General features: G+C 68.0%; 12 protein-coding genes. 7 read left to right on the forward strand and 5 right to left on the reverse strand.

What is annotated here, in order from left to right; all coding sequences use genetic code 11:
• Nucleotides 1-63: 63 nt before the first annotated feature.
• Together ACO07K_RS21395 and ACO07K_RS21400 are read right to left on the reverse strand one after the other, a co-directional pair.
• On the reverse strand, nt 64-1,551 hold the full coding sequence (locus tag ACO07K_RS21395; RefSeq protein WP_422031409.1) for a protein adenylyltransferase SelO: 1,488 nt from the start codon (nt 1,549-1,551) through the stop codon (nt 64-66).
• Between the two features lie 4 nt (nt 1,552-1,555).
• Nucleotides 1,556-1,921 carry a hypothetical protein gene (locus ACO07K_RS21400; RefSeq protein WP_422031411.1) on the reverse strand — a complete coding sequence of 122 codons (366 nt, stop codon included), beginning with the start codon at nt 1,919-1,921 and terminating at the stop codon, nt 1,556-1,558.
• Between the two features lie 73 nt (nt 1,922-1,994).
• Here ACO07K_RS21400 and ACO07K_RS21405 point away from each other — a divergent pair, with 73 nt between their 5' ends.
• From ACO07K_RS21405 to ACO07K_RS21415, 3 genes are read left to right on the forward strand one after another with little or no spacing between them, the layout of a single operon-like run.
• On the forward strand, nt 1,995-2,924 hold the full coding sequence (locus ACO07K_RS21405; RefSeq protein ID WP_422031413.1) for a histone deacetylase family protein: 930 nt from the start codon (nt 1,995-1,997) through the stop codon (nt 2,922-2,924).
• Between the two features lie 44 nt (nt 2,925-2,968).
• Entirely contained in the window at nt 2,969-3,667 is a 699-nt protein-coding gene (locus ACO07K_RS21410) for a hypothetical protein (protein ID WP_422031415.1), read from the forward strand.
• A gap of 44 nt (nt 3,668-3,711) precedes the next feature.
• Nucleotides 3,712-5,715 (forward strand): carbohydrate porin, encoded by a 2,004-nt coding sequence (locus ACO07K_RS21415; protein WP_422031417.1) that lies wholly within the window; start codon nt 3,712-3,714, stop codon nt 5,713-5,715.
• A gap of 4 nt (nt 5,716-5,719) precedes the next feature.
• Here the strand turns inward: ACO07K_RS21415 and ACO07K_RS21420 are convergent, their stop codons facing one another.
• The 3 genes from ACO07K_RS21420 to aqpZ are packed head-to-tail and all read right to left on the reverse strand — an operon-like array spanning nt 5,720 to nt 8,962.
• Complete coding sequence (locus tag ACO07K_RS21420) at nt 5,720-7,816, reverse strand: adenylate/guanylate cyclase domain-containing protein (protein WP_422031419.1); 2,097 nt, start codon at nt 7,814-7,816, stop codon at nt 5,720-5,722.
• A 31-nt stretch (nt 7,817-7,847) separates the two neighbouring features.
• Nucleotides 7,848-8,210: a hypothetical protein gene (locus tag ACO07K_RS21425; protein WP_422031421.1), complete on the reverse strand. Its 363-nt coding sequence runs from the start codon at nt 8,208-8,210 to the stop codon at nt 7,848-7,850.
• 59 nt (nt 8,211-8,269) lie between these two features.
• The gene (gene aqpZ / locus ACO07K_RS21430) at nt 8,270-8,962 is read right to left on the reverse strand and encodes an aquaporin Z (RefSeq protein ID WP_422031423.1); all 693 of its coding nucleotides are present in this window, start codon (nt 8,960-8,962) and stop codon (nt 8,270-8,272) included.
• Nucleotides 8,963-9,156: 194 nt separating this feature from the next.
• Between aqpZ and ACO07K_RS21435 the strand changes: the two genes are divergently transcribed.
• Genes ACO07K_RS21435 through ACO07K_RS21450 form a run of 4 tightly spaced genes read left to right on the forward strand, consistent with a single transcriptional unit; the run spans nt 9,157 to nt 13,730 of the window.
• Entirely contained in the window at nt 9,157-10,791 is a 1,635-nt protein-coding gene (locus tag ACO07K_RS21435) for an ABC transporter substrate-binding protein (protein ID WP_422031425.1), read from the forward strand.
• Nucleotides 10,792-10,801: 10 nt separating this feature from the next.
• Nucleotides 10,802-11,806: an ABC transporter ATP-binding protein gene (locus ACO07K_RS21440; RefSeq protein WP_422031427.1), complete on the forward strand. Its 1,005-nt coding sequence runs from the start codon at nt 10,802-10,804 to the stop codon at nt 11,804-11,806.
• Entirely contained in the window at nt 11,803-12,801 is a 999-nt protein-coding gene (locus tag ACO07K_RS21445; protein ID WP_422031428.1) for an ABC transporter ATP-binding protein, read from the forward strand. The genes ACO07K_RS21440 and ACO07K_RS21445 overlap by 4 nt, the downstream gene beginning before the upstream one ends.
• The gene (locus tag ACO07K_RS21450; RefSeq protein ID WP_422031430.1) at nt 12,801-13,730 is read left to right on the forward strand and encodes an ABC transporter permease; all 930 of its coding nucleotides are present in this window, start codon (nt 12,801-12,803) and stop codon (nt 13,728-13,730) included. The genes ACO07K_RS21445 and ACO07K_RS21450 overlap by 1 nt, the downstream gene beginning before the upstream one ends.
• The last annotated feature ends 2 nt before the right edge of the window (nt 13,731-13,732 follow it).

The raw sequence follows: 13,732 nt of genomic DNA on the forward strand, positions 1-13,732 counted from the left end.
TTCGGCGCTCCCGGACATCGCCAAGCGATGTCCTGACGCTCCGGGGGCCGAGCTTCGCTCGGCCTACGTCCCGCAGAAAGTCCTGTAGACACCCCGATCGGCCGGCGCCGGTTCGGCGTAGGCGGCGAATTCCGGCCGCTCCTCGAAGGGCTGCGCCAGCACCGCGAGCAACTCCTCGAACGGCGCGTAATCCTCGCGTTCGGCCGCAGCGGTCAGCGCCAGCTCGACCCGGTGATTGCGGGGAATGTAGAGCGGGTTGGCGGCATTCATTGCGGCGCGACGGCCGGCACCGTCCTGCGATTCGCGGGACAGGCGTTCGCGCCAGCGCGGCAGCCAGACGTCGAACGAGTCGGGCTTGTTCGCGAACAGGCTGCGCACTTCGGCCTCGGCCGCGGGATCGGCGGCTGCGTCGCCCAGGCGGCGGAAGGTCAGGGTGAAATCGGCCTGGCCGTCGGTCATGGCATTGAGCAGGTCCTGGGCCAGCGCCGAGTCGCCCTCTTCCTCGGTGAACAGGCCGAGCTTGCGCCGCAAGCCGCCGGTCAGGGCACCGACATAGCGATCACGGAAGGTGCCCAGCGCTTCGTTGGCGATGGCCAGCGCCTTGTCGCTGTCGTCGGCCAACAGGGGCAGCAAGGTCTCGCCGAACCGCGCCAGGTTCCAGTGCGCGATGCCCGGCTGGTGGGCGTAGGCATAGCGGCCCTGCTGGTCGATCGAGCTGAACACCGTCTCGGGATTGTAGGCGTCCATGAAGGCGCAGGGGCCGTAGTCGATGGTTTCCCCGGCGATCGAGCAATTGTCGGTGTTCATCACGCCGTGGATGAAGCCGACGAGCAGCCACTTCGCCACCAGCGACGCCTGTCGGGCGACCACAGCCTCGAACAAGGCACGATAAGGTTCGGCAGCCTCGCGGGCTTCCGGGTAGTGGCGCGCGATGACGTGGTCGGCGAGCAGGCGCAGCGCCTCGGTGTCGCCGCGCGCGGCGAAGAACTGGAAGGTGCCGACGCGCACATGACTCGAGGCGACGCGGGTGAGGACGGCGCCCGGCAACTCGCCGTCGCGCCAGATCGGCTCGCCGGTGGTGACGGCGGCCAGCGAGCGGGTCGTCGGGATGCCCAACGCCGCCATGGCCTCGCTCACGATGTATTCGCGCAGCACCGGGCCCACCGCGGCGCGGCCATCGCCGCTGCGCGAGAAGGGCGTGGGCCCCGAGCCCTTGAGCTGGATGTCGCGGCGCCGGCCGTCGCGATCGACGACCTCGCCCAACAGGATGGCACGCCCGTCGCCGAGCTGCGGCACGAAGTTGCCGAACTGGTGGCCGGCATAGGCGAGCGCGATCGGCTCGGAACCCGGCGCGACACGGTTGCCCGCCAGCATCTCGACGCCCTCGGGGGATGCGAGAACTCGGGGATCGAGGCCGAGCTGCAGCGCGAGCGCCTCGTTCAGCTTCACGAGGCGCGGTGCCGCGACCGGCGTCGGCGCCAGCCGGGCATAGAACCGCTCCGGCAGCTTGGCGTAGCTGTTGTCGAACGGCAGTCCCGGCAAGGCGTCCATTGTCCTACTCGTCGTAGCGGGCGGTGGTGATGCCGCTCATGCGGTCGTAGTGGAGCGAAATGTTCTGCAGCGTGCAGAGGTTCAGGTAGCCCCAGACGGCCGGCGGACCGCCATCGGCGAAGGTGACCTTCAGGTCGCCCATGCACCAGTCGGTCGGCGCCCGGTAGGACACTTCGCGGGCCTCGCCCGGCCGGATCGCCGGCGGGCGCAGGAAGTTCGGCCCCCACATGTTGAGCTGGGTCGGCGAAACCGAGAGCTGGGCGATCGGATATTCCATCGAGTTCTTCAGCCGGAAGGTGGTTTCCTGGGCGGAGGCCTGCCCGGCGAAAAGGACCAGGACGGCGGCGGCCAGACAGTGCAACTTTGACAAAACAACCTCACAGCGATCGATGGGTTGCGGGTGACTCTGTCGCAGATCGCCGAAGCGCGCTAGAGGGGGATGCATGACGCTGCTGATCAGCCACCCGTCGTTCCTGGAGCACGATACCGGCGACTATCATCCCGAGCGGCCCGACCGGCTGCGCGCGGTGACGGCGGCCCTGGCCGACGAGGAATTCGAAGGCCTCACCCGTCTGATTGCCCCCGCCGCCACCATCGAGCAGCTGACGCGTGTCCATCCGCTGGCCTATGTCGATGCGATCCTGGGCATCCGCCCGCCGCACGGCGAGCTGGTCCATGTCGATGCCGACACGGTGATGAGTGCCGGCAGCGCCAATGCCGCCCGCCACGCCGCCGGCGCCGTGGTGGCCGCCGTCGACGGCGTGCTGGGCGGACAGGGGCGCACCGCCTTCGCCGCCGTGCGACCGCCTGGGCATCACGCCACGCCCGACGTGCCGGGCGGCTTCTGCCTGTTCAGCAATGCCGCGATCGGCGCCCTGCACGCACGGGCTGCGCATGGCATCCGGCGCATCGCCCTGATCGACTTCGACGTCCATCACGGCCAGGGAACGCAGGCCGTGGTCGAGACCGACCCGGACCTTTTCTATGCCTCGTCGCACCAGTATCCGCTCTATCCCGGCACGGGCTCGCCGCGCGAGCGTGGCATCGACGGCAATGTCGCGAACGTGCCGCTCCCCGCCGGCAGCGGCAGCGAGGCCTTCCGGGCCGCCTGGGCCGACCGGCTCCTGCCGGCTGTCGATACGTTCGCACCCGAACTCGTCATCGTCTCGGCGGGCTTCGACGCCCATCGTCGCGATCCGCTGGCGCAGCTCGACGTCGAGACGGAGGACTTCGTCTGGCTGACGGAGGAACTGCTCGCGATTGCCCGCCGACATTCAAGCGGGCGTCTGGTGTCGGTCCTGGAAGGCGGCTACGACCTCGCAGCCTTGGCCGAGTCCGTCAGCGCGCACGTGCGGTCACTGATGCGCGCCTGAAAACGTCTTGCGCCCGTAACGGTCCCGGGCGAACTTCGCGGCGCGTGAAGAATAACAGCCACTGCATATTTCTCGGTACCCTGCTTTGGGTTGCCCTGGCCGTGCTCGCCGGTCCGACCCTGGCCGCCGGCGGCGCCCACATCGTCGACGATTCCGAAGTCGAGACGCCCGGCACCTGCCACGTCGAACTCTGGGTCGCCGACTTCGTGCCGGGGGATGGCTATGCCAACTTCGCGCCGGCCTGCACCACCCTCAAGATGCCGTGGCTCGAGATCGGCGCCGCCTATTCCCATTACTGGGATCAGACCATCGCCGGACCGTTGATCGGGCCGCAGCTGAAGATCAACTTCCAACCGGCCTCGAAGGGTGTGGGCTTCGCACTGGGTCTGACCGCCGCGGTCAATGTGAGGACCGGAGATCCGGGCCTCGCGAGCCTCATCGGGCTCGTGACGGTTCCCGTGACGGAAAAATTCAGGATCAACGTCAACGGCGGATGGAGCTACCTCGACAGCGACAATCCGACCGCGTTCTTCTGGGGCGGCCAGGTCGAGGTCGATGTCGGCTGGGACATCACCCTGATGATGGAGGCCTTCGGCCGCCAGCCCGGCGTGATCGGCAACCAGATGGGACTTCGCTACACGCCCGCCGCCCACCCAAGGTTCGACTTCGACCTGCTGGTGGGAACGACCTACGACGAACTGAACACGAAGTTCTTCACCCTGGGTGTGACCGTCCGGTTCTGATCGTCGCAGGGCGGAACGGCCGCCCGCGTGATATCGAGCGGCCGATGACGACCCGGCGAGCCCTTCACGTGACGCGGACCGTCCGCCCAGTCATGAAAGGCCTGGCGGCTCTCGCCGCCATCCTGCTCGCGGCATCGGGCGTCCGCGCAGACGAGCCCGGCGCGGCGCGCTCGGGGTTCTATGTCGGTGGCCATGTCGGCTACCTCTTCGGCACCGCCACCGCCACCTTCGCCGATCCGGTCCCCGGCTCGACCGCCGGCGGCATCACGCCGTACGGCACCATCTTCGGCGGTGTGCAGGCCGGCTACGAGCACATCTTTCCGTCCCGCCTGATGCTGGGCCTCGAACTCGACATGTCCTTTCCCGGCGCGCAGGACCTCGGGCAGGTCCTGTCCTATCGGGCGACCACGACAGCCACCGCCAACCAGCAGCTCGAATATCTCGCGAGCCTGCGCGGCCGCGTCGGCTACGCGATCGACCGATGGACACCCTTTGTCACCGGCGGCATCGCCTGGGCGAGCGCGCGCTCCGAACGCATCGATCTCACGACGGGCAACGATGACGCGACGCCGGGTAACGTCCGCGCAGGCTATGTGCTGGGCGCCGGAGTCGACTACCGACTGGATTCGAAGTGGTCGGCGCGCGCCGAGTATCTCTTCACCGGCCTGCCCCTGAACGGCTTCACCTTCGCCTCGCCGTCGCGCTACGATTCCCTCTACGACCTGCACCGGGTCAGGCTCGGCCTGAACTACAAGTTCGGCGCCCCCGACAAGGATCCGGACGACAAGCCCGACCGCGGGCCGGGCTCGTGGGAAATCCACGGCCAGACGACGTTCATCTTCCAGGGCTATCCGCCGATCGCCGCGGCCTATTCCGGCGCCAACAGCCTGCCGCCGGAAGGGCAGAGCCGCGAGACCTGGACCGCCTCGGCCTTCCTCGGCGTACGGCTCTGGGAGGGCGGCGAGCTCTATTACAATCCCGAACTGCTGCAAGGGTTCGGCGTCGCCGACACGACGGGCGCCGGCGGCTATCCCAACGGCGAGGCGCAGAAGTCGAACTTCCCCTATCCGCGCTACAACACGTCGCGCCTGTTCCTGCGGCAGGAGATCGGGCTGGGCGGCGAGCGCGAGAAGGTCGAGGGCGAATACGGCCAGCTCTCGGGCGAGCGCGACGTTTCCCGCGTCACGCTGCAGATCGGCAAGTTCTCGGTGAAGGACCTGTTCGACGGCAACAGCTACGCCGAGGATCCGCGCATCGACTTTCTCAACTGGTCGATCTGGGCCTCGGGCGCCTTCGACTATCCCGCCGATCGCCTGGGCCTCACCTGGGGCTTCGCCGCCGAACTCAACCGGCCGAGCTGGAGCGTGCGCGCCGGTTACTTTCTGGTGGGCAACGAACCCAATGCCAACACCTTCGACCTCGCCCTGTTTTCCCGCGGCGGCTACGTGGCCGAGCTGGAACTGCGCTACAGGCCGTTCGACCGGGCCGGCGCGGTGCGTCTCGGTACCTGGATGAACAGCGCTTTCTCGGGCTCCTACGATGAGGCGGTCGCCCTTGCCGCCCTCACACCCGGCCTGACCGCCAATGACACGATCGACCAGACGCGGCGCGGCCGCACCAAGTACGGGCTCTACCTCAATCTCGAACAGGAGATCACCGACGAGATCGGCCTGTTCGGACGCTTCAGCTGGAACAACGGCGCCTCGGAGATCATGGCCTTCACCGACATCGACACCAGCATCTCGCTGGGCGCCTCGATCAAGGGAACGGTCTGGCACCGGCCCGACGACCGGTTCGGCGTCGCCGGCGCGCTCAACTCCCTTTCGGCCAGTCACAGCAACTATCTGGCGGCCGGCGGCCTGGGTGTCCTGGTGGGCGACGGCGCCCTCACCTATGCCTCGGAAGCGGTCGTCGAGACCTACTATGCGTTCCAGCTTGCGAAGGGGCTCGTGGCCACCGCCGACTATCAGCTCCTTCTCAATCCGGCCTACAATGCCGTGCGCGGGCCGGTGAACGTCTTCAGCGGACGCCTCTCGGCCCGCTTCTGAGGCGCTATTTGCGGTCCATGTGCCAGGTGCCGTCCCATCCGGCCGGGGCCCCCTCGCGCAGGAACGTCTCGCAGCGTCCGATGAAGACGTGGCAGGGCGGGTCCTCCTCGCGCATCGCCGCAGCGGACCGGAAGCCGGCCAGCGCCTCTTCGAAGCGACCCGCGACATAGGCCTCGCGCGCCTTCTCCCACGTGACGAGGAAGGCCGCATGCTCGGCGCGACTGGCGGCTTCGCCCATCGGCTCGTAGACGTCGTGCGGTTCGGTGGTGCCGACGGCAACCACACGGTCGATAGGGCGCCACACGAACAGTTCGGCAGTCGGCCCGGCGATCTCGCCGCTGGCCAGGATCTCGGTGCCGTAGACCTTGTTCATGCCTTCGAGGCGCGAGGCCTGGTTCGCGACCTGACCCACCAGCGTGTAGTTGATGCGTTCGCGCGCCCCGACATTGCCGACCACGGCCGGCCCCGTATGCAGGCCGAAGCGCGTGCGGAAGCCCGGCCGGCCGCGCTCGCGCCACTTCTCCGATAGCGCCCGGCCGGCAGCGGCGGCCTGCAGAGCGCCGCGACAGGCATTGGCGATGTGCTCCGGATCCGCCTCGGGCGCGTTCCAGAACGCCATGATGCTGTCGCCGATATACTTGTCGATCATGCCCCGGTTGGCAGAGATCGCCGAGCCCAGCGCTTCGAAGTAGCGCGACAGGCGGCTGGTCAGAAGCTCCGGCTCCATCGTCTCGGTGAGCAGCGAGAAGCCCTCGATATCGGTGAACATCACCGTGATCTCGCGGCGCGTGCCGCCGACGCCGCTGCTCTCGGGCGAACGCATGATCTGCTGCACGAGGTCCTTGGACACATAACGCCCGAAGATCTCGAGCCCCTCGCGCATGTTCTCGACCGCGTCGGACAGGCGCACGATCTCGGTGATACGGCTTCGCACCGGCTGCTGGTCGGAGAAATCGAGCCGGCGGATGCTTTCCGTCTTGAGGGCGATGCGCGCGATCGAGCGCGAGAGGATCAGCGAGGCGGCCAGCGCCCCGAGCGCGGCGAGCGCCACGGCGATGGCCGCGGCCAGGGCGGCCCGCTGCAGAAGCACGCGAGACTCAGCCGTAAGCTCCAGTACCGGCACCGCCGCTCCGATCACGAAGCGCTGCCCCAGCAACGGCGGCATGCGATGAACGATCACGCGATAGGCGTGGCCTCCGGCTTCGACCTGCCGATCGATCTTCGCATCGGTGGCGACCGCCTCCTCCACGGCCTTGTGCAGGATCTCGCGCACGGCCGCGTCGGACGTCAGGCAGCCGGGCAGCGCCGGCGCGCAGGGCTGCGACTCGATCTCGACCGCGCCGCCGGAATGGCCCACCACGATCACCGAGTTCTCGGTGATCTTGTACGCGGTGAGCAGCTCCGAGAGCGTCCGGAGCGTGAAATCGAAGCCCATGACGCCGATATCGCTGCGCAACGGAATGCCGGCGGAGATGCCGGCATCCGGCGTCTGAACGAAGCGATACGGCTCGGTGAGGATCGCCTGCTTCGCCTTCATCGCGTCGACGTACCAGGGGCGCGTGCGTGCATCGAACGTCGACGTGGTCGTCCGGGCGGGACCGTGGCTGCCGTCCGGCAGATAGAACCAGTAGGTTTCCGTCCGCGGAGGTGCCCCGGCCTCGATCACCCGCACGATGATCGATTCTCCGTCCGGCGCGTCCAGTTCGATTCGCTGCTCGAGGGTGAAGGTTTCCGGCCGCCCGGCATAGATGAAGCTGCCATCCTGATAGCCGACGAAAGCCGACTGCACTGCCGGATGACGATCCAGCATGGCGACGAGCTGATGCCGGCGCTCCTCGTCGATCACCGGATTTTCCGAGGCATTGAAGCTCGGACCGAAGGCCAGGGTCTGGCCAACCGAAATCACCACATGCAGCCCGTCAGTGAGGAAATCCTCCACCGCCGATTCGAGATGCCCGACCCTCTGGTCCGCGCTGCGCTGTTCGAGCAGGTCGACGGACCGCCAGCCGAGCCACAGCAGCACGCTCGTGAGAGGCACCACGACCAGGGCCATCAGCGTCAGGATCGTGACGCTGAACGGAATCGACCGGCGCCCCGGCATCAAACGTCAGACGACTGCAATAAACGCAAGGTCAGGCCTTCACGGCATTCCATTTGCAGCCGCCGTCCTGGCTCTGCGCCACCAGCGTCGGCGGGGTGGCGCCAAGATCGGCCGTATAGATGATGTTCATCCGGCCGAGGTCGAAGCGACCTTCATACACGTTCGGGCGGATCGACTTCATCTTCACGTCGATGCCGCCAGCCGACTTCACCTCGGCCTGGCCGTTCGCGATCCTGAACGTATGTTCCCGGGTGAAGGAGGAGTCCATCTGGATACAGCCTGAGATGCTGTTGGGGTTCTCCTTGAACCGGAACGTCACCTCGACATCCTGCTGGGCGGCGGCCGCGAGCGGCATCAGTCCCGCCAGCACAAGCGGGGCGATTTTCTTGAACATCGGGGACCGTCCTTCATTGGCCATGGGCTGCCGCATTCTACAGCGGGCGGACGGCCCCGTCAGTCCTTGCTGCGCAGCAGTCCGTAGGCCGCACCGGCTATCGCGCCCCCCAGCAGCGGCGCCACCCAGAACAGCCAGAGTTGCGACAGGGCTGCGCCGCCCACGAACAGCGCCGGTGCCGTGCTGCGCGCCGGGTTCACGGACGTATTGGTCACCGGAATGGTCACCAGGTGAATGAGAGTGAGCGCGAGGCCGATCGCGAGGCCCGCCACTGCCGGGCTTACACGCTTGTCGGTGGCGCCGAGGATGATGGTCACGAAGCCGAAGGTCATGACGACTTCGATGACCAGCGCCGAGACCAGCCCGTACTTGCCGGGCGAATGATCGCCGTAGCCGTTGGTCGCAAAGCTGCCGATCTCGGCGCCGGCCTTGCCGGTCGCAATGACATAGAGGATGGCGGCGCCGGCGATGCCGCCCAGCACCTGGGCGACTACATAGTGAACGACCTCGCCGAACGGAAAGCGACCGGCCACCGCCAGGCCGACCGTCACCGCCGGGTTGAAATGCCCACCCGACACGCCGCCCACGGCATAGACCATCGTGAGGACGGTGAGGCCGAAGGCGAGCGCCACGCCGGCGAAGCCGATGCCGAGGTGCGGGAAGCCGGCGGCGAGAACGGCGCTGCCGCAGCCGCCCAGCACAAGCCAGGCGGTCCCCAGAAATTCTGCATAGAGACGATTGGCGATAGGCATGTTCTCTCCCCGAGTTGCCGAGGTGAACGTACGCCTCCCCCAACAATTATCCTAATGCATGCGCAAACCTGAGCGGATTTGCACAGCACCGGCTGATCTCCCGCACTGCAACAAGCGAAGCGTCACCGAACCGAAACCCCGCGTTCACGGAAACCCCCTAGCGTCCCGCCCTTGCCGTCCAAGGGGTTCACGCCATGATTCTGCGCCGCCGCGCTCTGATCGCCGCATCCGGTCTCGCCGCCACCAGCTTCGGCCTGCCACGCATCGCGCTGGGCCAGGCCGACCGCCGGCCCAGCATCACCATCGCCGTGCAGCAGATCGCCAACAGTGCCGCGCTGGAGCCGCTGCGCGAGCAGTCCAATGTCGGGCAGCGCGTCTTCTCCTTCATGTTCGAGCGCCTGATCATGCAGGACCTGCTCGCCAAGCTGGAGGAAGTGCCCGGCCTCGCCGAGAGCTGGAAGCGCATCGACGCCCGCACTGTCGAGTTCACCCTGCGCAAGGGCGTGAAGTTCCACAACGGCGACGAACTGACGGCCGACGACGTGGTCTTCACCTTCAGCCGCGACCGCATGTTCGGTCCGGACTACGACATCAGCTCGAACAAGACGCTGTTCACCTCGGTGCTGATCCGCGACGCGGTGCAGGGCAAGAACCTGCCGCCGGAAGTTCCCGCCGTCGCCAAGCGCCTGTTCCCGGCGCTCGAGAAGGTCGAGGCCGTCGACAAGTACACGGTGCGCTTCGTCAACCGCACGCCCGACGTCACGATGGAGGGCCGCATCGGCCGCCTCGGCAGCGACATCGTCTCGCGCCGCGCCTACGACGAAGCCAAGAGCTGGCTCGACTGGGCGCGCGCCCCGGTCTCGACCGGTCCCTACAAGGTGCGTGAGTTCGTACCCGACCAGTCGCTGACCCTCGACGCGCACGATGACTACTGGGGCGGCCGCCCGCCGCTCAAGAGCGTGCGCATCATGGTGGTGCCCGAGGTCGCGACCCGTATCAACGGCCTGCTGGCCGGCCAATTCGATTTCATCTGCGACGTCCCGCCGGATCAGATTCCGGGCATCGAGAAGAATCCCAAGTTCGAGGTGCTGGGCAGCACCATCGTCAACCACCGCATCACGGTGTTCGACAAGAACCATCCGCGCCTCGCCGACCCGCGCATCCGCCAGGCCTTCACGCACGCCATCGACCGCCAGGCGATCGTCGACGCGCTGTGGTCGGGCCGCACCCGCGTGCCGGCCGGCCTGCAATGGGAATTCTACGGCCCAATGTTCGTCGAGAACTGGACGGTGCCGGCCTACGATCTCGCCAAGGCGAAGGCCCTGCTGAAAGAAGCCAACTACAAGGGCGATCCGATCCCCTACCGGCTGCTCAACAACTACTACACCAACCAGGTGTCGACCGCGCAGGTGCTGGTCGAGATGTGGCGCGCCGCCGGCCTCAACGTGCAGATCGAGATGAAGGAGAACTGGCAGCAGATCTTCGACGCCAACAGCCCACGCGCAGTGCGCGACTGGTCCAACAGCGCCGGCTTCAACGATCCGATTTCCTCGCTGGTCGCCCAGCACGGACCGCAGGGCCAGCAGCAGCAGGTCGGCGAATGGACCAACGAGGAGATGAACAGGCTTTCAGTCGCGATGGAGGTCGAAACCGACATGTCCAAGCGCAAGGCGATGTTCAAGCGCATGCTCGAAATCTGCGAGCGCGAAGACCCCGCCTACACGGTGCTGCACCAGAACGCGACCTTCACGGCCAAGCGCAAGGACATCAAGTGGAAGGCCTCGCCCTCCTTCGCCATGGAGTTCCGTAGCAACAACTTCTCGATCTGAGGGCCGTGCAATGACGGCTCCCCTCGTTGCGGTGCGTGGGCTCACCGTCGATTTCGCGAGCGGCGCGCAGGCTTCGCGCGCCGTCGACGGGGTGAGTCTGGAGATCGCGCCCGGCGAAGCGCTGGGCATCGTGGGCGAATCGGGCTCGGGCAAGAGCGTGACCTGGCTGGCCGCGCTCGGGCTCCTGCCGACCAAAGCCCGCGTGACGGGCTCGGTCCGGATCGAAGGAAAGGAACTGGTCGGCGCCGCGCGCAGCGACCTCGAACAGGTGCGCGGCAAGCGCATCGCCATGATCTTCCAGGACCCGTCGAGCTGCCTCAACCCGGTCCATCGCATCGGCCGGCAGCTGGTCGAGGCGCTCGGCCTGCATCGCGGCCTGGGCGGCCGCGCCGCCGAGGCCGAGGCGCTGCGCCTGCTCGACCAGGTGGGCATCGCCGACGCCCGCCGGCGCCTGTCCGACTATCCGCATCTTCTGTCCGGCGGCCTCAACCAGAGGGTCATGATCGCCATGGCGCTGGCCGGCGAGCCCGACCTGCTGGTCGCCGACGAGCCGACGACGGCGCTCGATGCCACCATCCAGGCGCAGATCCTCGCCCTGCTCGGCAGCATCCGGCGCGACACCGGCATGGCGCTGGTCCTGATCAGCCACGATCTCGGCGTCGTCGCGGAGAATGTCGATCGCGTGGCGGTGATGTATGCCGGCCGTCTCGTCGAGGAAGCGCCCGGCACCGACCTGTTCGGTTCGGCACGTCATCCCTACACGCAGGGCCTGCTGGCGGCTCTGCCCACCCTGACCGGTCCGCGCCGGCGCCTCGCCGCCATCCCCGGCACGGTGCCCGAACCCGGCAACATGCCGGCCGGCTGCGCCTTCGCGCCCCGCTGTCCCGTCGCCGAGACGAGATGCGCGGCGGTGCCGCCGCCGTCGCGTACCGTCGGCTTCCTTCATGTCGCCGCCTGCCATCGCCGCATCGAGGCGGGCGTGTCCGCCTGGACCCAGCCGCAGGCCGCGGAATGAGCGCGCTGCTCCAGGCGTCGGACCTGCGCCGGCACTATCGGGTCCGCAGCGCCCCCGGTCTGTTCGCGCCCAAGGCGGTGCTGCGCGCCGTCGACGGCGTGTCGCTCGCCCTCCATCCGGGCCGCACCTTGGGTCTGGTGGGCGAATCGGGCTGCGGCAAGTCGACGACCGGCAAGCTGGTGCTGGGACTGATGCCGCCCACGTCGGGCACCGTGCACTATCGAGGACAGCCGTTACCGCCGGTCGGCACGCCCGCCTGGCGCGGCCTGCGCCGGCATGTCCAGATGGTCTATCAGGATCCCTTGGGCGCCCTCGACCGCCGACTGCCGATCGGCACGCAGATCGAAGAGCCGCTGATCATCCACGCGCAGGCCCTGGCCGCGGAGCGCCGCGACCGCGCGCTGGCGGTCATGGAATCGGTCGGCCTGCAGCGGCACCAATATGAGCGCTATCCGCATGAATTGTCGGGCGGCCAGCGCCAGCGCGTGGTGCTGGCGCGTGCCCTGATGACGGAGCCCGACCTTCTGGTCTGCGACGAGCCGATCTCGGCCCTCGACGTTTCCATCCAGGCGCAGGTCGTGAATCTTCTGCTCGACCTGCAGGACCGGCTGGGCATTGCCTATCTGTTCATCAGCCACGACCTCAGGGTCGTGCGCCAGGTCAGTCACGACGTCGCCGTCATGTATCTTGGCCGCATCGTCGAGCAGGGCGAGGCCGAGAGCCTGTTCGCCGCGCCGGCGCATCCCTATACGCGCGCGCTGGTGGCGGCGATCCCGACCGTGGCTTTCGGCGGCGGCCCGAAGCGCGAGCGCCTGCTGCTGCAGGGCGATCCGCCCAACCCGGTCGACGTGCCCACGGGCTGCGCCTTCCACACGCGCTGCCCCTTCGCCACCGCGCAGTGCCGCGCCGAGGCGCCGACGCTGCAGCCTCTGCCGGGCGGCCGCATGGTCGCCTGCCACCGCGTCCACGAGCCCGCCCTGCAGGTCGCCGCCTGATGCTGATGTTCGCCACTTCGCGCCTGTTGCGCGCGGCCCTCACCATCCTGTTCGTCATGACCTTCGCCTTCGTGGTGCTGCGGCTCTCGGGCGATCCGGCGCTGCTCATCATGTCGGTCGACGCGCCGCCCGAGGCGATCGCGGCGTTTCGCGAATCCTGGGGCCTCAACCAGCCGATCTGGGAACAATACCTCGCCTATATCGGCCATGCCCTCACCGGCGATTTCGGCAAGTCGATGCGCGACGGGCGGCCCGCCATCGACCTCGTGATGGAACGCGTACCCGCGACGCTCGCCATCACCATGCCGGCGTTGGCGCTCAAGATCGGCCTCGGCATTCCTGCCGGCATCTACGCCGCGCTGCATCGAAACTCGATGGCCGACCGGCTCACCATGGCGGCCTCGGTCGCAGGCTTCACCATGCCGAGCTTCGTGCTGGCGCTGCTGCTCGTGCTGGTGTTCGCGGTCCAGCTTGGCTGGCTGCCGGCCAGCGGCAACAGCGGGCTCGCCTCGGCCATCCTGCCGATCATCACGCTGGGCACCGGGGGTGCGGCGATCATGGCGCGCTTCACGCGCTCGGCCATGCTCGAAGTGCTGGGCCAGCCCTATATCCGCGCCGCCTCGGCCAAGGGCGTGACCTGGCATGCCGTCGTGACCCGCCATGCGCTGCCCAACGCCGCCATCCCGACCGTCACCATCATCGGCTTCATGGTGGGCAGCCTGGTGGCCGGCGCCGTCGTGGTCGAAAGCGTCTTCTCCTGGCCGGGCGTCGGCCGGCTGCTGGTCTCGGCCGTGGCCAACCGCGACCTCGCGGTCGTGCAGGCCATCCTGATGGTGATCGCGGCGTGGATGGTGATGGCCAATCTCACCGTGGACCTCGCCTATGGCTGGCTCGATCCGCGCGTGCGCGGCACGGCCGCGGCGCACTAGGA

It is taken from the genome of Reyranella sp. (genome assembly GCF_965228225.1).
In the GTDB taxonomy this organism is placed as follows: Bacteria; Pseudomonadota; Alphaproteobacteria; order Reyranellales; family Reyranellaceae; genus Reyranella.